Raw genomic sequence first — 20,061 nt, 5'->3', positions numbered from 1 at the left:
ATATGAGTAAAAAGTTACCACTCATTTCCCTAGTCGCCGCGTTCGTATCGAGTGTTACTTTAGCCTCAACAAGCACAGTCACTATTAAGGACTTGCCAGTTCTTAAACCTGAAGCGCAACACACCACGGCTAGTAAACGAGTGACTAACCTATTTACTCGGCAACACTACAAACGCTTCAGCTTTGATGACAGCTTATCGGATAAAATTTTCGATCGTTACGTAGAAGCCATCGACTTTAACAAGTCTTTGCTTTTGCAGTCGGATATCGATAGTTTTCAACAGTATCGTAAGCAATTTGATGATGCATTGATCTCAGGAAAACTGGGTTTTGCTTATGATATGTTTAACCTAAGCATGAAGCGTCGCTTTGAGCGCTATGATTTTGCCATTGGCTTACTCGACAAAGAAATGAACTTTGACAAAAAAGATGAGTTCATTTTTGATAGAGAAGAGCAAAATTACGCAACCGCGACAAGCGAACTTGACGAATATTGGCGCCAGCGCGTTAAATCTGATGCGCTGCGCTTAAAATTGACTGGGAAAAATTGGGAAGAGATCAAAGAAGTCCTTACCAAGCGCTACAAGAATGCGCAAAAACGTCTAGTCCAAACGAATAGTGAAGATGCATTCCAAGTAATCATGAATGCGTTTGCACGCAGCATTGAAGCGCACACATCTTATCTTTCGCCACGCCGTGCCGAACAGTTCAAAATGGATATGGACTTAGAGCTGGAAGGTATTGGTGCGGTATTAAGTTACGATGAAGATTATACTGTGATCCGAAGTTTAGTCCCCGGAGGCCCTGCGGACAAAACCGAAAAGCTTAAGCCGGACGACAAAATCATCGGTGTAGCACAAGATAATAAAGAATTTGTAGATGTTATCGGCTGGCGTTTAGATGATGTGGTCGATCTCATCAAAGGCCCTAAGGGGACCAAGGTTAGACTTCAATACCTTAAAGGTACTGATAGTCACGGTACGCCAAAAGTCGTTGAAATTGTTCGTGACAAAGTAAAATTAGAAGACCGCGCAGTTAAGTCTTCAGTCTTTGAAGCCAAGTATTCTGAGCTACAAAGCAAAATAGGCGTGATAGAAATCCCAAGTTTCTACAATAATCTTTCTCAAGATGTAAAAACTGAAATCGCTAAACTTAAAGAAGCCAAAGTAGATGGGGTTATCATTGACCTTCGTCAAAATGGTGGTGGCTCGCTTTACGAAGCGACCCAGCTATCCGGTTTATTCTTTGACCAAGGCCCAGTTGTTCAGATCCATACCGCTTACAATCGTGTCGAAAGTCAACAAGATAGGGATGGCATTACCTTCTACGATGGACCTTTGACTGTTTTGGTTGACCGCTACAGTGCATCGGCATCTGAGATTTTTGCTGCTGCGATGCAAGATTATGGCCGAGCAGTGGTGATTGGAGAGCAAACCTTTGGTAAAGGCACCGTGCAACAACATCGTGGCCTCGGTAAAAATTACGATTTATTCGAAAATCCTTTGGGAAGTGTAACCTACACGATTGCGAAGTTTTATCGTATCGACGGTGGCAGTACACAGCATAAAGGCGTGATCCCTGATATCTTGCTACCATCGGCAATCAACCCAGAAGAGTGGGGAGAGAGCCAAGAGGATAATGCGTTGCCTTGGGATAGTATCGTTCGTGCAAAATATGCGAGCCTCGATAATTTGTCGCCAACTATCCAATACTTGAGTAAGCGCCATGATGAGCGAGTAAAAGCAGAGCCAGAATTCGAATATATTTATAAAGATATTGAAGAATACAAAGCGCGCAAGGACGATAAGGCGATTTCATTAGTTGAAGCTGAGCGTATCAAAGAGCGTGAAGACCGCGATGATCTGGTATTAAAACGCACGAATGAAAGGCTGAAACGTCTCGGTTTAGAGCCAGTTAAAGATTTGGACGATGCACCAGAGGTTATTTCAGAATTAGACCCTTACCTTGAAGAGGCAGCGCTTATCACGCAGGACCTAATTTCATACGGGCGGGTAGCCAAAAACGAAGTTAAAAAATAAATAAAAGGCGCTTCAAGCGCCTTTTATTATGCCTTTTACACTTACTTTTACTTAACTAATTTTGTTATCATCTGCCAGATTTTCTAAGCTGATACTCTTTTGAGGCTTTTTGAGAATGGTGCGTGGCTCGACCACTAGCAACCTAGCTACTCAAAACGGCTCAAAACGGTATACTGCAAATAAAATAATTATAAGCATGGGTCGTCGTGCGTAGGAGTATTCCTTTTGAAACAACAAAAACAGCCGTCATTTATTGACGCCCTTATTCCGATCACATTGTTGGTCGCTTTGCTCGGTGCTGCGGTGTACCTCTATGGTGACAGCTCATCATCAGGTCCAAATCAAATAGCCCTACTTTTTGCAACATTCACTGCGGCGCTTGTCGGTCTAAAAAACGGTTTTACGTGGAAGACGCTTGAAGAAGCGATGATAAAGGGGATAACTATCTCTCTTGGTGCTATTATCATTTTATTGATGGTAGGTGCCTTAATCGGTACTTGGTTGCTGTCTGGAACAGTCCCAACACTGATATATTACGGACTACAAATTATCAATCCAAGTTGGTTTTATGCCGCGAGTTGTTTGATTTGTGGAATTGTGGCGATGAGTATAGGCAGCTCATGGACGACGGCCGCAACCATAGGTGTAGCGCTACTAGGTGTCGCGACGGGGCTTGGCTTAGATCAGGTCGTAACCGCGGGTGCAGTCATTTCAGGTGCTTATTTTGGCGATAAGTTAAGCCCATTATCTGAAACCACAAACTTAGCGCCTGCAGTTGCCGGTAGTGATTTATTTGATCATATTCAGCATATGCTTTGGACCACAGTACCTAGCTTTGTAATCGCACTTATTATATTTATTGTCATGGGCTTTAATGCTGAAGCGTCAAGTGAAGCGGGGCGAATAGATGAAATTGTGTCGATACTACAAACTAACTTCAACATTAACCTGCTAATGCTAGTTCCTTTGCTGGTGCTGCTTGGGCTTGCTATCAAGAAGATGCCCGCTTTTCCGGCGATTTCAATCGGCGCGGTGATGGGGGCGATATGGGCAGTGCTGTTCCAAGGAGACCTTATTGCAAGTCAAATTGATGCTAGCCAAGGTGAGTTAGTGGGCTATGTGAAATTGGTGTGGGCAACTTTCTTTGACGGTTTTGCGTTGCAAACAGGCGATGCAAAAATGGACGATTTGCTAAGTGGCGGTGGCATGTCATCAATGCTAACGACAACTTGGCTGGTGATGACGGCATTGATGTTTGGTGCCATTATGGAAAAAACTGGCTTACTTGATGTCTTCGTACGCAGCATTCTTAAAATTGCAAAAAGCACAGGCTCACTAATTGCCTCGACTATTGCAACTTGTATTGGTACAAATCTAGTTGCCGCGGATCAGTACATCGCGATTGTTGTTCCTGGTCGTATGTTCAAAGAAGAATACAAAAAGCGCGGTTTGAAGAGTGTAAACCTCTCACGTACGCTGGAAGATGGTGGCACAATCACCAGTCCACTGATCCCTTGGAACACCTGCGGCGCATATATGCAGAGTGTACTACTGATCAATCCGTTTGATTATGCCATGTACGCATTTTTTAACTTGATCAATCCTGTGCTGGCGGTCATCTACGCGTATCTTGGTATCAAGATCCTTAAGATTACGCCACCAACAGTAAACGCGGAAGAACCAAATGAGAAAGCAGGGCAAGCGTAAAATAGCGCATTTGCAATCTTGATCAGGCCTTTTCCAACAGGTCAAGTAGAAATTAAACGCCTATCCTTAGAATTGGCGATATCAAATTTGTTTTATCACTCGCCCCTTTTTGGGGCGTTTTTGTAAGGACTATATATGACTCAAAAACCACAAGCCAAATTTCTTAAAGATTACCTTGCACCAAGCCATACCGTTGATACGCTTTGCTTGACCTTTGAGTTAAGCCCAAGAAATACCTTAGTGACTGCTGTAAGTCAGTTTGTCGCTGTGAGCGATGCGACACAATTAATTTTGGATGGTGTCGACTTAGAGTTAGTATCTTGTCAGGTAAATGGTGAAGAGTGGCAAAGCCTTGAAAAATCTGACTCAGAATTGATTCTTTCTAACTTGCCAAAGGCCTTTGAGCTTAAAATTGTCACTAAAATTTCGCCGCAAACAAACACCTCACTTGAAGGCTTATACCTCTCTGATGGCGCTTATTGTACGCAATGTGAAGCGGAAGGTTTTAGAAAAATCACCTACTTTATGGATAGACCTGATGTACTGACGACTTATACGGTGACGATCATCGGTGAGTCAAAGTATCGTTACTTATTATCAAATGGCAATAAAGTTGAAGAAGGAAGCTTAAGTGACGGCAGACATTTTGCAAAATGGCACGATCCGCACAAAAAACCAAGCTACTTGTTTGCCTTGGTTGCTGGCGATTTTGATGTATTAGAAGACAACTACAGCACTAAGTCGGGTAGAGAGGTGAAGTTGGCGTTATTTGTCGATAAAGGCAATTTACATAAAGCTCCCCATGCTATGACGTCACTAAAAAAGGCCATGGAGTGGGATGAGTCAAGGTTTGATTTGGAATACGATCTCGATATATACATGATTGTCGCGGTTGATTTTTTCAATATGGGGGCAATGGAAAATAAAGGTCTGAATGTTTTTAACAGTGCCTGTGTGTTGGCAAGCCAAGAGACTGCGACAGACCGAGACTTTCACACCATTGAATCGATAGTTGGACATGAATACTTCCATAACTGGACTGGGAACCGGGTTACTTGCCGTGATTGGTTTCAGCTTAGTTTAAAAGAAGGCTTAACCGTATTTAGAGATCAGGAGTTTAGCAGCGATCTAGGTTCTCGAGGCCTAAACCGCATTGACGCGGTAATGGCGATGCGTACGCATCAGTTTGCAGAAGACGCGGGGCCAATGGCACATCCGATAAGGCCACAGCAAGTTATTGAAATGAATAACTTCTATACCGTAACTGTTTATAACAAAGGTGCTGAAGTGATCCGTATGATGCACACCTTATTGGGGGAAGCAAACTTCCAAAAAGGGATGAAGCTCTACTTTGAGCGTCATGACGGACAAGCTGTGACGTGCGATGATTTCGTTAATGCAATGATGGATGCTTCTGGTGTTGATTTAACGCAATTTAAACTATGGTACGAGCAATTCGGCACGCCAAGAGTAAAAGTGGCTACCGAGTATGACAAACAGGCACAAACATATGCGATTACGGTGAGCCAAAGCCATGCTGATTGCGACCCCGTAAAAGCGCCACTGCATATTCCTTTTAAGCTAGAGCTTTTGGATGAGCAAGGTGAAAGCATTCCGTTGCTAACAAAGCACGGAGAAATACAACGAGCGTTAGATATTACTGAATTTGAACAGCGGTTTGAGTTTGAGCAAGTTGTAAGTAAACCAGTTCCTGTATTACTAGAAGATTTCTCAGCACCTGTGCTTATGGAGTACAGCTATACTATTGATGAGTTACTACACATATTGCGTTTTGCACGTAGTGATTACGCTCGTTGGGAAGCAGTGCAGCAAATCTTTATGATTGAAGTTAAACGAGCGGTTACGTCAGACGACTTCGCACTGGATTCAAAAGTCCTCGGTGCATTGTCCTCATTGGTGGAAGCGTTAGATGGAGACCTTGCGCTACTGGCTGAGCTATTGACTTTACCAACGTTTGATACGTTAGCCAGTCAATTTGAAATTATCCCAGTAGACAAACTCGTTTCAATTTCTGATGCATTTGAAATGCAAATTGCGCAATCACTGCAATCGGTGTTTGAACACGCTTATTTATCTTTGCAAGACTCAGGCTCATTAGAAGCAAAGGATGTCGCGATCAGAGCCTTTAAAAATAAAGCGCTTTATTACTTAGCGAAAACAGATTCCGATAGTGTTGACAGCGCGCTAGATAATCAATTTTCATCAAGCAATATGACCACTAAGTTGGCATCATTAAAAGCAGCCGTCGCCGCGCAGCACACAAAGATGGAAAGCTTGTTCAGTCAATTTGATAGTCAATGGCGTCACGATAGTCTAGTCATGGACAAATGGTTTGCATTAAGTGCAAGCTTATCCAACGACGAGGTGATATCGAATATAAATACGCTTTATGCGCATCCTTGTTTTGACAAAGGCAATCCTAACCGTGTTCGCGCATTGATAGGAAGCTTCGCAAGAACTAACCCTGCGCAATTCCATCGTACAGATGGTAAGGGCTATGCGTTATTGGGAGACCTATTAGTGGAGCTAAACAGTATCAATCCACAAAATGCGTCTCGTATGATCACGCCGTTCATGTCATGGAAGCGTTATGATGAAACGCGCCAACAACTGATGCGGGCACAGTTGAGTCGTTTGGCTAACTTAGAAGGCTTAAGCGACGACTTATATGAGAAGGTAGAGAAGGCGCTAGCGCAGTAGATGAAAGAGTACTTCTTTTACATGGATTTGAGTTATGACAAGTGCCTCGGTTACTACTACGGGCACTATACTTCAGTGCAAGTGATTGAAGATGGGGGCAAGAGTATTCGCTTCCCCGCAGAGCGTATTCGCCCCTTTATTTCATCAATTGGGATCAGGGGGAGATTCCGTCTCATCTTGGATGATAGCAATAAGTTTCTATCGTTAGAAAAAGTCACTTAATCGAAGTAGAACTGCAAAACATATTTTATTTTTGTTAAATGAGTTTGTTATAAGCTTGAAATACGTGTTATAAATTATCTGGTAGGACGTCTTACCAAGAGTAAAATACGCCCCTAGAGGCGAAAAAGCGTTGATTTAGTGGAGCAGTATTTGTATTTTCGCGGTTTCGCTTCTATCGTTTAGACAACAAAAAACAATAACTCTAAGAGCTTAAGCTCTAGACATGACCCGCCAAAAGGGGGAGAAATAATGATAAAAAGATCGCTCTTTGTGAAAAACAAAATCATGCTCGGTCTTAGTGCGGCAGTAATGGGAGCTGCCGCCACGTCAGTACACGCGGCCAGTTTTGAGGTTGGTGATTTCGAAATTACCTTCGACTCGACTTTTTCTTATGGTCAAAGCATTCGCGTTGAAGATCGTAACTTTGATTTCATCGGTAAAAGTAATCATCCACAGTTTAACTGGGATGGTTATAAAGCAACCACTGGCAATACCATCTATTCTTCGTCACAGATCTGGTCACAACAGGGTGCCTATTCAAATAATGGTGATGCTGGTAACCTAAATTTTGACTCTGGAGATACTTTCTCTCAGTTGTTAAAAGGTACCCATGATTTAGCAATTACCAAAGATAACTATGGTTTGTTCACTCGTTTCATGTATTTCTACGACTTTGCGATGGAAGATGGGGATTTTGCGTATAGCAACCCTGTTTCAGGCAAAAAAGTTGACCCGTGTGAAGACGACGATACCAGAAAACAAGTCTGTTCGGATTTACGCTTGCTAGATGCATTTGTTTGGGCGGATTTTGACCTCAATGATGGCAAAAACCCACTTTCTGTGCGTTTAGGTCAGCAAGTCGTTAACTGGGGCGAAAGTACACTTATTTCCCACGGCATTAACGTCAACCCAGTTGATATCGACCGTCTGAAAGCGCCAGGCTCTGAAGTAAAAGAAGCATTTATCCCTGTCGGTATGCTTTGGGCGTCGATTGGTTTGTCTGAAAACGTTAACCTTGAAGGCTTTTATCAGTATCAATGGCATGAAACCAGATTGCCAGCAACAGGTAGTTACTTCTCAACCAATGATTTTGCATCTGAAAACGGTTATATGCAAAACGTTCAGCTTGGTTTTACCTCAAACCCTGATATTGATCTGTATCACCTAACGGATGCATTAAACAGCTTATATGCTGATGCAACGGCCGCATTGGTTGCTCAAGGTGTAGTACCAACAGCACAAGCAGTTGGCAGTGCCGCAGCGTCCATGTATATGGCTTATCCGACTAAAGTGGCGCTTAAAGGAAAAGGAAATAACGGGAAGAGCGAACCCGATGATGGTGGTCAGTACGGTTTACGCTTAGGCATTTTCTCTCCAGAGCTAAATGACACTGAATTTGGTCTGTATTACATTAATTACCACAGCCGTAGACCTTTGATTTCTGGTAAAGCATCTAACTTTACAGAGCAAGCGATCATGGCTGATTTAGCTTACATCGCACAAAATCAAATTACCGCAGACAATGTCACTAACTTAAATGCCTTTACTCAAGCGCAAATTACCTACCCAGAAGACATCAAACTGTATGGTTTAAGTTTTAATACCGCGATCGGTGAAACCGCATTTGCTGGTGAAGTGGCATATAGACAAGATGAGCCACTACAGATAGATGACGTTGAACTACTTTACGCAGGTATGGTTGAGCAGTTAGCCGCTGCGGGTCTGCGTGATGATTTGGCTGGTTTATCTCAGCTTAGTCAAGGGGACGATATCGCTTTTGTGGGTCCTGGTGAAGTCGCGCAAGGCTATATTTTGCGAGACACTATTCAAGCACAGTTTACTGCAACACATTTGTTCGGCCCATCGCTCGGTGCAGATAGTTGGGCTGTGGTTGGTGAAGTAGGCGCAGTTACTATCAAAGACATGCCAGAGTACGATGAGCTTCGTTTGAATGTTTCAGGTACTGGCCGAAGTGGCACGATTGAGGGGCTTTCTGGCCGAGATTACAATCTTATCCACCAAGCGGTTTCAAATGGTCCAGAGACCAATCCATTCCCATCGGCTTCTGCATGGGGCTATCGCCTTATTGCAAAGGGTGAGTATAACAACCTATTCAGTGGTGTGAATTTTTCTCCACGCGTAGTGTTCTCACATGATGTTAACGGTATCACCCCTGATCCTATGTTCTTGTTCATTGAGGATCGTAAATCGCTGGGCATTAATCTTAACTTTAACTACCTAAATTCGTGGTCATTTGATTTTGGCTATAACACGTTTTGGGGTGGTGGTAAGACGAATACCTTTGCGGACCGTGATTTCATCTCATTCAACATTAAGTATTCAATTTAAGGGCTTTCGATATGTTTAGAAAACCTACATTTATCGCAGCAACAATAATTACAATGATGTCTGCCAGCAGCGCTATGGCTAAGATGAGCGCTGACGAAGTAGCACGTTTAGGTAAAGACTTGACGCCTATCGGTGCAGAGAAAGCGGGTAATGCTGATGGCAGTATTCCGGCTTGGAATGGTGGGATCACCGCGCCTCCAGCTGGTTATGAAGTGGGCATGCACCATCCAGATCCATTTGCTGATGACAAAGTATTGTTTACAATTGATAAATCAAATTTAGATAAATACAAGGCATTGTTAAGCCCTGGCCAAATTGCGTTATTTGAAACGTATCCAGAAACGTTCAAAATGAACATTTACCCAACTAGACGCAGCGCGTCTTATCCGCAGTTTGTGTATGATGCAACAAAGAAATACGCATCTACAGCAGAGCTGATCGAAGGTGGTAACGGCATTAAAAATACCGCTATCGGTATTCCGTTTCCGGTGCCGAAAGATGGCTTAGAAGCTATCTGGAACCACCTATTGCGTTTCCGTGGCTTGTCGATTGCACGTTACGGCGGTCAAGCGATGCCCACGGAGTCAGGTGCTTACAACATTATCGGTTTCGATGAGCAATTACTGGTTAAGTACTCTGCAACAGATGCAACGCCTGAAGCGTTGCAAGAGTCAAATATCTTGTTTAAGTTTAAGCAGCAAGTGACAGAACCTGCACGTCTCGCTGGAACTGCATTGCTTGTACATGAAACCATGGACCAAATTTTGACACCTCGTCAGGCTTGGACCTATAACGCAGGCCAGCGTCGTGTAAGACGTGCGCCAAACGTTGCATATGATGCACCAGGAACTGCGTCAGATAGCTTACGTACAACAGATGACTTTGATATGTTTAACGGCTCTCCAAACCGTTATGATTGGAAACTTGTTGGCAAAAAAGAGATGTATATCCCTTACAACAGTTACAAGCTACATAGCGACAAGTTGAAGTATGATGATATCTTGATGGCTGGCCACATCAACCCTGAACACGTACGTTACGAAAAACACCGTGTATGGGTAGTCGAAGCTAACCTGAAAGAAGGCACTCGCCATATTTACAAAAAGCGTGTGTTCTATATTGATGAAGATAGCTGGCAAATCCACGTAACGGATATCTATGATAACCGTGACCAGATGTATCGCGTTGCGATGGCTCATGGTCTTAATTACTACGAAGTGCCGACGCATTGGAGTACGTTGGATGTCTATCATGATCTAAACTCTCGTCGCTACCTTGCGATTGGGTTAGATAACGAAGAAGACATGTATGACTTCAGTCAGTCTTTCAACGATAACGAGTTTACTCAGGGTGCGCTGCGCCGTGAGGGTCGCCGTTAATCAAATATTATCAGGCTGAAGCAACCTCGCTTCAGCCTTCTTCCTCCTTTCCTCTCACAACTCGAGTGTTTTCTCATGATGAAGAAGTTAGTAGCAGCCTCGATTTTAACTATGGCGCATGTAGCAGTAGCCGAAAGTAGTGATCAGATTTCAGCAAAATCAGCCCTGATGGTCGCTCACCCAGAACAAACGCTTTTCACGGATATTACAGATAACGGTGATGCGTTAATTGCGGTAGGTAAACACGGCACAATAATTATTAAACAAGAAGGGCAAAACTGGACGCAGGCAGAGGTGCCAATTCAATCACTGTTGACCTCTGTGACATTCAAAGGCAAAGATATTGGTTGGGCTTGTGGCCACGACGCTAGCATAATCAAAACCACAGACGGTGGTAAAACATGGGCGCTAAAACAATATCTACCAACATTGGAAAAGCCTTGTCTTGATATTGAGTTTATTGACCAACAACACGGCTTTGCTGTGGGCGCTTATGGCATGTTTTTTGAAACCACTGATGGTGGTGAGTCTTGGACAAAACGTTTTATCAGTGAATTTGTTCACCCCGATGATGTCGACTACTTAGCCGATTTAAAAGAGCAAGACCCCGCGGCATACGAACAAGAAACGGCGTTTATTCTTCCCCATTTTAATCGCCTGTTGATCGCCGAAGGCATGATGTACCTTGCCGGTGAAATGGGACTTGTGGCACAAAGTGATGACTTAGGAAAAACATGGCAAAAATTTGAGCCTTTTTATCGCGGTTCATTTTTTGCTGTTGATCAAACCTCAGATAAGCAACTTATTGTTGCGGGCCTTAGGGGTAACGCATTTATTGGCAATGCACAGCAAGTAGTTCAACTTGATACTCAAAAAACGGCGACAATAAATAGTATTGCCCACAAAGATAATGTGACCTATATGTTTGCTAACAGCGGCGTAATATTCACGTTGAAAGCAGGTAAGCTAACCTCAAAACAACTAGAAACCGGCCACTCTATTTTAGCAGGTGTGGTTAAAAAGAATCAGCTAATTCTAGCTACGGAGCAGGGGATTGCTGAGGTAGAGGTGAACAACTAATGCAAGCGTTTTTAAATCAATTGGTATACGCCATCTTTAGGCATCGTATTACCGTCGTGTCTTTTTTCGTACTGACGACGATATTTTTGGGCTTCAAAGCCACGCAAATTCAGCTCGATGCTTCATTTAACAAAAATATTCCACTAAATCATGAATACATGAAAGTTTACTTGAAGCACGAAAAACAGTTTGGTGGTGCAAATAGTATTCTTATTTCTGTTTGTGATAAAGATGGTGACATCTTTAATGAGCCATTTTTCACTCAGCTAAAAGCGGTGCATGATCAGCTCTATTTTATCCCAGGTGTTAATCGTCCACTGGTGAATTCAATCTTTGCACCCAGTGCGAGATTCGTTGAGGTGGTAGAGGACGGCTTTGCCGGTGGACCTATTATTCCCGCTAATTTTCAACCTACTGAACAAGGCCTAGCGGTTGTAAAGCAGAACATTGAAAAAGCAAAAGTTGTGGGTCGTATGGTTGCGAGCGATTATTCTTGTGCCATGGTAACCGCTCAGCTAATGGAAACCGATCCGCAAACTCAAGAAAAGCTTGATACCTTAGCCTTTGCGCAAAAATTAGAGTCTGAGATCCGAGCGCCTCTTAGCACTGACAAAGTGAGCATACATATTATTGGCTTTGCGAAAATGGCCGGTGACATTGCTGATGGTGCGAAAGGTGTAGTGCTTTTCTTTGCGTTAGCAATTGCTTTTACTTTTATTATGGTCTGGATGTTCTGTAAGAGCTTTAAGCTTACGCTGCTTCCGATTGTTTGTTCATTTATTGCTGTGATTTGGCAGATGGGCTTACTCAGTACTTTGGGTTTTGGTGTTGACCCTATGTCTATTTTGGTGCCTTTCTTAGTCTTCGCTATTGGCGTGAGTCACGGTGTGCAAATGATCAACGCGATAGGTAAAAAAGTAGCGGAAGGGGTAAGCTGCAAAGTGGCTGCTGAAGCGAGTTTTAAAGCATTACTTATCCCTGGTGGCATTGCTCTACTTTCAGACACCGTTGGCTTCTTAACCTTACTGGCAATCGACATCGGCATTATTCGCGAACTTGCTATTACTGCCAGTTTAGGGGTTGCGGTTATTATCTTTACCAACTTGGTACTGCTTCCTGTAATGGCATCGTTCTTTGAGTCTGCAAATATTAAGCGACTTGGTGATGGTAAAAACGCCAGCCATGGTATGTTTGAGGCAATGCGAGAGGCCTTGGTGAAAACCACAGACAAAAAAGTAGCCAGAATTATCTTACTTATCAGTGCAGTACTGTTCACATTTGGCTATTGGCAATCTGAAAAGATGCGTATTGGTGATTTACATGCTGGTGCACCGGCGCTACATGAAGATGCCAGATACAACCAAGACACTTTCCTTATCTCAGACCGTTATGCAATTTCTTCTGATATCTTAAAGGTCATTGTAGAAGCGACGCCTGCGGCTTGTACCGAGCACGATACAATGGAGCGTATTAGTCGTTTCCAATGGAGAGTAGAAAACTTACCGAGTGTACAATCGGCTGTTTCTTTAAGCTCCGTTGCACAAGCGGTTAATGCTGGGTACAACGAAGGTAACTTAAAGTGGCAGACGTTACCAAGAAATACCGCTTCTCTAGTTCAAGCTACCTCTCGAGTGGAGACAAGCTCAGGGCTACTTAACGGTGATTGTTCGGTGATGCCTATTATCATCTTTATGGCAGATCATAAGGCCGAATCTATCGACCATGTGATTGCGAAGATAAAAGCGTTCTCAGAAGAAGAGGGAACTGATGACGTTGCCTTTAAATTAGCATCAGGTCCAATCGGTGTGATGGCGGCGACAAATGAATCTGTTTCTGAGGCACAGGTTCCTATGATGATCTATGTGTACGGCGCGGTGATCCTGTTGTGCCTAGCGAGCTTTAGGAGCGTGCGAGCGACTATCGCAGTGGTACTACCTTTATATGTGGTATCAACGCTGGCTCAGGCGCTTATGGTGCAGCTTGAAATCGGGTTAACAGTATCGACGTTACCAGTAATTGCTTTGGGTGTGGGAATAGGTGTCGATTATGGCATTTATATTCTATCCTCTATGATGGGACAGCTTAAGCAAGGTATGCCGTTGTCGGTCGCCTATCGAAATGCACTTGCTGAACGAGGCAGTGCGGTACTGTTTACGGGTATCACATTGGCGATTGGAGTTAGCACATGGATTTTCTCTGCGCTTAAGTTCCAGGTTGATATGGGTATCCTTTTAACCTTCATGTTCTTGGTTAATATGCTGGGTGCTGTGCTGCTTTTACCGGCAATTGGAACGCTTATCTGGTCTGACCAGAAAAAATAATGTGAATAATTGTGCTCCTTTTTATTTGGTATTGGCGATTTATATCTATTTTTTGTGAATAGATGAGCAAACAGCTGAAAAGCTTGAAATGTTTTCGTCAAAAAGGCTGTTTATTAGCGTCAGAAAGGTTAGAATTTACCTGACTCCACGCTAATAAATGGCTGTACAAATAATCTACCGTTCAAAGGTGGTATAGATTAAGGAACACATAATGACACAAAATGAAGGCACAGCTTCTGTTATCCTAGATAACGTCTGCAAGCTTATCCATAAAAAAGTCCATGCTGACAAAGTGTCACTTGTCGAAACGTTTGCCAAAACCTTGTACAGCAACATGTCTAAAGAGGATTTGGCACATCGTAACGACAGTGACTTATACGGCGCAGCATTGAGCCTTTGGAATGCCCTTGATAAAAACAAGTCTGACGATGCCGTCATTCGCGTTTTTAATCCTGAGGTTGCAAAGGATGGATGGCAATCATCGCATACGATTGTCGAGATAATCGCTAAAGATATGCCGTTTTTGGTTGATTCAGTGCGCATGGCGATGAATCGCAAAAACATAGTCTCTCACCTATTACTTCATTCTCCACTTAAGTTACAAAGAAATGATGCAGGTGCAATCACCGCAGTTTCTAACTTAAAAGCAGAACAAGAATCTACGTCTACTAAGACCGTATTCTTTATCGAAATCGACAGGCAAACAGATGATTCGGTGATCGCTGATTTTACAGCTGAGCTTGAATCTGTCTTAAATGATGTTTCTGTTGCGGTTGCTGATTGGCTACCAATTCGCGATAAATTGGTGAGCGTAAGTAAAGAGCTGCCGACCCGTCATTATAGTTGTTCAAAAGAAGAAGTTGCTGAAGCCGTCGAGTTTTTAGACTGGCTGGTTAGCGACAACTTTACCTTTATGGGCTATCGCCAATATGATTTGACTCCAGTTCAAGGTGACTATGAGCTGAAGCCAGTTGAAGGCACAAGTCTCGGCCTGATGAAGAACTCTGGTGACGATCACAGCCGTTTATTGTCTGAACTGCCTGAAGTTGCGCGCAAAGAGGCACGCAGTAACAACTTGTTGATCTTAACCAAGACAAATTCACTTTCACGCGTTCATAGACCAGCGTATATCGACTATGTTGGTATCAAGCGTTTTGATGATGAAGGTAACGTGATTGGTGAAGACCGTTTCATTGGCTTGTTCTCTTCTAGCTTCTACAACAACAGTGCGGTAGATGTTCCGGTACTTAAGAGTAAAATTAACCGTATCATGGAGCAATGTGACTTTGCTAAAGGCACACATGCATACAAGGCGGTACTCAATATTCTTGAAACCTATCCTCGTGATGAGTTAGTACAGGCACGCGAAAGCGAGCTACTTGAAGTGGCAATGGGCGTTTTACAAACTCAAGAGCGTGACATGTGTCGCTTATTTGTGCGTAAGGATGTGTATGGTCGTTTCTTCTCTTGTATGGTTTATGTGCCAAGAGAGAGATACAACACAGCGTTACGCCGTGAAACTCAACAACTGCTAGGCCGTGCATTTAAGTCTAGCGACAAAGTAGAGTTCACCACCTTTTTCTCTGAATCAACACTAGCGCGTACGCATTACATCGTGCGTGTTGATGACAACAACATAGATTACAACGTGAAAGAAATCGAAAATAACTTGGTAGAAGCCGCTCGTACTTGGGAAGACAAGTTACAATCTGCACTTCTTGAAAGAACGGGTGAGTCTCGTGGTAACGAGTTAAACCGTAAATATACGAATGCCTTCCAGTCTGCTTATAAAGACCAAGTGTTGCCGAGTGCAGCAGTAGTAGACATCGAAAAGCTAGAGCAACTAAACGAAGATAACAAACTTGAGATGCTGTTCTACAGACCTCAAGAAGAAGCAACGTCGCAACTTGTTCGTTTGAGTCTGTTCCATAAAGCAGAGCCAATTCACCTATCAGACGTGATGCCAATGCTTGAGAACTTTGGCCTACGTGTTATTGGTGAAACACCATACGCTGTGAAGACGACTGATGGTCAAGTAAACTGGATCATGGATTTCTCTATGCTTATCGACAGCAAAGGGATCACAGATTTTGACAAAGTATCAGCACGTTTCCGTGCGGCATTGACCAATGTGTGGAATAACCGCCTAGAAAACGATGGTTTCAACCGTTTAGTGTTATTAGGTGGTCTAACTGGTCGTGAAGCATCTATCTTACGCGCATATGCTAAATACATGCGTCAAATTGGTGTGACGTTCTCGCAATCTTACATCGAAAATACATTTGACCGTTACCCGCACATTGCAGCGATGATCGTTGATCTATTCGTGAAGAAGTTTGCACCGAAGAAAGTTGCCACTGAAAAGGCACTTCAGAAGGTTGTTGATGCAATCTACCTTGAGCTTGAAAACGTAGCGAATCTAGATGATGACCGTATCATTCGTTTGTACGTTGATATGATCAATGCAACGCTGCGTACTAACTTCTATCAAAAAGAAGCTGATGGCACGAATAAGTCGTATACGTCATTCAAGATCCAGCCAAGCGCAGTGCCAGATATGCCATTGCCATTACCAGCGTTTGAAATCTTCGTATACTCTCCACGCGTAGAAGGTGTTCATCTACGTGGCGGTAAAGTGGCTCGTGGTGGTCTACGTTGGTCAGACCGTCGTGAAGATTTCCGCACAGAAGTACTTGGCCTAGTTAAAGCACAGCAGGTTAAGAATACAGTTATCGTACCTGTGGGCTCTAAAGGCGGCTTTGTTTGTAAACAACTTCCAACTGAACGTGAAGCGTTCTTCAAAGAAGGCCAAGAGTGTTACAAGATCTTCATCCGTGGTCTACTAGACATCACAGATAACATCGTACATGGTGACATTGTGCCGCCAGTGGATGTTGTACGTCACGACGAAGACGACCCATACCTAGTTGTTGCAGCGGACAAAGGGACTGCGACTTTCTCTGATATCGCAAATGGTATCGCTGAATCATATAACTTCTGGCTTGGTGACGCTTTCGCGTCAGGTGGTTCAATTGGTTACGACCACAAGAAGATGGGTATTACTGCTAAGGGCGCTTGGGAATCGGTTAAGCGTCACTTCCGTGAAATGGACATTGACTGTCAGACGACTGATTTTACTGCAGTTGGTATCGGTGATATGGGTGGTGACGTATTTGGTAACGGGATGCTGCTATCTAAGCACATTCGCTTACAAGCGGCATTCAACCACATGCACATCTTTATCGATCCAAACCCAGATGCAGCAAGCTCGTATGTAGAGCGTGAGCGTCTATTTAATCTGCCACGTTCAAGCTGGGAAGATTATAATAAGGATCTGATCTCTGAGGGCGGTGGTATTTTCTCTCGTGCAGCGAAAGCAATTACGCTAAGCGCTGAAATGAAGAAGATGATAGGCACTAAGAAATCGAGCATGACACCAAATGAGTTGATCAAAGCATTGTTGAAGATGCCAGTTGATTTATTGTGGAATGGTGGTATCGGTACTTACATCAAGTCTAAATCTGAAACTGACGCTGAAGTAGGCGACCGTGCAAACGACGCGCTACGTATCAACGGTGGTGAGCTTGGTGCGAAGATCTTTGGTGAAGGTGGTAACTTAGGTGCTACTCAGCTGGGTCGTATCGAATTTGCTTCAAACGGCGGTCGTATCAACACTGACTTTATCGACAACGTAGGTGGTGTTGCCTGTTCGGATAATGAAGTTAATATCAAGATCCTACTTAACGGCCTAGTTGCTGAAGGTGAATTGACGAATAAGCAGCGTAACGAATTACTGTATTCAATGACAGATGAAGTATCAGAATTGGTACTGAAAGATTGTTACCGTCAAACGCACACGCTTTCGGTTACTAAGTCTAAAGGTCCAGCGACGCTGAAAGAGAAAGTACGCTTTATCCATGCACTTGAAAAAGACGGCAAGTTAAATCGTGCAATCGAATTCTTACCAACTGATGAAGAGCTAGCAGAGCGTGCGGCGGCAGGTAAAGACCTAACGCGTCCTGAGCTATCTGTACTGGTTTCTTACTCTAAGATGGTATTAAAAGAGACATTAGTTGTTGATGAGATCTCAGAAAATCCATACTACCGTCAGTTGCTAGTGAACTCGTTCCCAGCACCGCTGCGCGAGCGCTTCAATGCTGCGATGGATAATCACCCGCTACGTAAAGAGATCATTGCAACGAAACTTGCAAACAATATCGTTAACGATATGGGTCTAAACTTCATGGTTCGTATGCACGAAGAGACAGGTGCAACGGATGCAGAAATTGCGGTTTGCTACTCAATTGCAAGTGCAATCTTTGAAATGAAGGAAACGTGGTCAGCGATTTCTGCGCTAGATAATAAGATCCCAGCGGCAGTTCAAACGGAAATGCTATATCAATTACGTCGTACAGTTCGCCGTGCAACGCGTTGGTTCTTGCGTCACCGTGACAAGTCTCAAACTATCGAGCAAACCATCGCGTTCTTTGCACCAACATTTAGAGATTTAAGTGCAAATCTACACAACTACATGGTTGCAAATGAAAGCGAGCAGATCGTTGATAAAGCACGTGACCTTGAATCTCAAGGTGTACCAGCTGAGATTGCACTGCGTATCGTGTCACTTTCAAGCTTGTTCTCGGTCATGGACTTAGCGGAAGTTGCACATAGCTCAGGTCGTAAGATCGGTGTTGTGTCTAATACCTACTTCACGCTCGGTGCAAACATGGGTCTACATTGGTTCCTTGACCAAATCACGGCTCAACCTGTTGCAAACCATTGGCAGGCGCTTGCTCGAGCTTCATATCGTGAAGAGCTTGATTGGCAACAGCGTTCATTGTCAGAGGTTGTGTTAAACAGCTTTGCTGGTGATGACAGTGATATCAATGAACAGATTGAACAGTGGATGGATAAGCAAGCAGGCTTACTACATCGTTGGCAGCAAATGCTAACTGAGTTTAAGACGTCGCAAAGCCATGACTTTGCTAAGTTCTCAGTTGCACTTCGTGAGCTAATGTTACTAAGCCATAACTGCGATACTTCCAAATAATCTAGAAATCGCTACAATACCCCAGCTTTGACTGGGGTATTTTTTTGTCTAATGCCATTGGCATAATCCATTTAGCTAAAGTTACGCTTGGGTAATTTTAGCTAAGTTGATTACGTTACCAATACTGAGGAGCTACCATGTTTTACGATCTTGCGCGTCGTTTTATGTTTAATAAAGATGCGGAGTGGGCACACGATTTTGCCCTAAGCAACCTGCGCCGCTTTGCGAATACGCCAATGAGCCTTGCATGGTCTCAATCAGTTCAAGACAAACCGGTTAATTTTTTAGGTTTAGAGTTTAAAAATCCAGTAGGGTTGGCCGCCGGTCTTGATAAAAATGCTGAGTGTATCGAAGCATTTGCGCAAATGGGTTTTGGTTTTATTGAAGTAGGGACTGTCACGCCAAGACCACAAGCGGGCAACGACAAGCCTCGGATCTTTCGTCTACCTGAAGCAAATGCGATTATTAATCGCATGGGGTTCAATAACAAGGGCGTCGATTACCTAGTCAACAATGTAAAAGCAGCAAAATACGATGGGATCCTTGGGATCAACATTGGTAAAAATAAAGATACACCGAATGAACAAGGTAAAGATGACTACATTCACTGTATGAGAAAAGTATTTGAGCATGCCTCATATATCACCGTGAATATCTCTTCACCAAATACACCGGGCCTGAGAGATCTACAATATGGCGAAGCGCTAGATGATCTATTGCAAAGCCTGAAAAATGAACAGATGGATCTGATCGCCAAGCATAATAAGTCTGTGCCTATGTTGGTAAAGATCGCACCAGATGTTGATGGCGTTCAATTAACTCAGATAGCAGAATCATTAGTTAATAATCGTATCGATGGTGTTATTGCAACTAATACAACATTAGCCCGAGATGCGGTAGAAAACCTAGAGTACGGTAATGAAGCAGGTGGTTTGTCTGGTAGACCTGTTCGTGAAAAATCGACGCATGTTGTCAGCGAATTGAAGCGTATTACCGACGGTAAGCTACCAATCATCGGTGTAGGTGGTATTGACAGTGCGGAATCTGCAAAAGAGAAATTTTCAGCTGGTGCAGATTTAGTACAAATCTACACAGGCTTTATTTATGAAGGGCCTGCACTTGTTAAAAAGATCGTTTCGTCCTTATAAGGATCGGTCATATAACCAAATGATCCAAAACAAAACGTTATTATA

General features: G+C 43.4%; 10 protein-coding genes. All 10 read left to right on the top strand.

The annotated features are described in order from the left end of the window. Nucleotides 1-2 precede the first annotated feature (2 nt). The 10 genes from prc (at nt 3) to pyrD (ending at nt 20,016) form a co-directional block, all read left to right on the top strand. Complete coding sequence (gene prc, locus MHN32_RS01785) at nt 3-2,039, top strand: carboxy terminal-processing peptidase (protein ID WP_102056710.1); 2,037 nt, start codon at nt 3-5, stop codon at nt 2,037-2,039. A 225-nt stretch (nt 2,040-2,264) separates the two neighbouring features. Next, entirely contained in the window at nt 2,265-3,746 is a 1,482-nt protein-coding gene (gene nhaC / locus MHN32_RS01780; protein ID WP_010371552.1) for a Na+/H+ antiporter NhaC, read from the top strand. 135 nt (nt 3,747-3,881) lie between these two features. Then, nucleotides 3,882-6,467 (top strand): aminopeptidase N, encoded by a 2,586-nt coding sequence (pepN, locus tag MHN32_RS01775; protein WP_235367490.1) that lies wholly within the window; start codon nt 3,882-3,884, stop codon nt 6,465-6,467. Further along, complete coding sequence (locus tag MHN32_RS01770; protein ID WP_010604628.1) at nt 6,468-6,689, top strand: DUF2835 domain-containing protein; 222 nt, start codon at nt 6,468-6,470, stop codon at nt 6,687-6,689. Nucleotides 6,690-6,938: 249 nt separating this feature from the next. Beyond that, on the top strand, nt 6,939-9,038 hold the full coding sequence (locus MHN32_RS01765) for a DUF1302 domain-containing protein (protein WP_010604629.1): 2,100 nt from the start codon (nt 6,939-6,941) through the stop codon (nt 9,036-9,038). Between the two features lie 11 nt (nt 9,039-9,049). Continuing rightward, nucleotides 9,050-10,417, top strand: a complete 1,368-nt coding sequence (locus MHN32_RS01760) for a DUF1329 domain-containing protein (protein WP_239420750.1) — start codon at nt 9,050-9,052, stop codon at nt 10,415-10,417. Nucleotides 10,418-10,495: 78 nt separating this feature from the next. Next, the gene (locus MHN32_RS01755; protein WP_239420821.1) at nt 10,496-11,497 is read left to right on the top strand and encodes a YCF48-related protein; all 1,002 of its coding nucleotides are present in this window, start codon (nt 10,496-10,498) and stop codon (nt 11,495-11,497) included. Then, nucleotides 11,497-13,818 (top strand): MMPL family transporter, encoded by a 2,322-nt coding sequence (locus MHN32_RS01750; RefSeq protein ID WP_239420749.1) that lies wholly within the window; start codon nt 11,497-11,499, stop codon nt 13,816-13,818. Before MHN32_RS01755 ends, MHN32_RS01750 begins: the two co-directional genes overlap by 1 nt. Before the next feature lie 211 nt (nt 13,819-14,029). After that, nucleotides 14,030-18,868: an NAD-glutamate dehydrogenase gene (locus MHN32_RS01745; protein WP_239420748.1), complete on the top strand. Its 4,839-nt coding sequence runs from the start codon at nt 14,030-14,032 to the stop codon at nt 18,866-18,868. 137 nt (nt 18,869-19,005) lie between these two features. Continuing rightward, on the top strand, nt 19,006-20,016 hold the full coding sequence (pyrD, locus tag MHN32_RS01740) for a quinone-dependent dihydroorotate dehydrogenase (RefSeq protein ID WP_239420747.1): 1,011 nt from the start codon (nt 19,006-19,008) through the stop codon (nt 20,014-20,016). Nucleotides 20,017-20,061: the final 45 nt, after the last annotated feature.

It is taken from the genome of Pseudoalteromonas sp. Of11M-6, assembly GCF_022347905.1.
Lineage (GTDB): Bacteria > Pseudomonadota > Gammaproteobacteria > Enterobacterales > Alteromonadaceae > Pseudoalteromonas.
The sequence above is the reverse complement of the archived record's forward strand: the minus strand, read 5'-3'. Positions and strand labels throughout refer to the sequence as shown.

Coding starts and splice junctions, on each gene's coding strand:
- prc (WP_102056710.1), top strand. CDS start 3: ATGAGTAAAAAGTTACCACTCATTTCCCTAGTCGCCGCGTTCGTATCG.
- pepN (WP_235367490.1), top strand. CDS start 3,882: ATGACTCAAAAACCACAAGCCAAATTTCTTAAAGATTACCTTGCACCA.
- MHN32_RS01770 (WP_010604628.1), top strand. CDS start 6,468: ATGAAAGAGTACTTCTTTTACATGGATTTGAGTTATGACAAGTGCCTC.
- MHN32_RS01765 (WP_010604629.1), top strand. CDS start 6,939: ATGATAAAAAGATCGCTCTTTGTGAAAAACAAAATCATGCTCGGTCTT.
- MHN32_RS01760 (WP_239420750.1), top strand. CDS start 9,050: ATGTTTAGAAAACCTACATTTATCGCAGCAACAATAATTACAATGATG.
- MHN32_RS01755 (WP_239420821.1), top strand. CDS start 10,496: ATGAAGAAGTTAGTAGCAGCCTCGATTTTAACTATGGCGCATGTAGCA.
- MHN32_RS01750 (WP_239420749.1), top strand. CDS start 11,497: ATGCAAGCGTTTTTAAATCAATTGGTATACGCCATCTTTAGGCATCGT.
- MHN32_RS01745 (WP_239420748.1), top strand. CDS start 14,030: ATGACACAAAATGAAGGCACAGCTTCTGTTATCCTAGATAACGTCTGC.
- pyrD (WP_239420747.1), top strand. CDS start 19,006: ATGTTTTACGATCTTGCGCGTCGTTTTATGTTTAATAAAGATGCGGAG.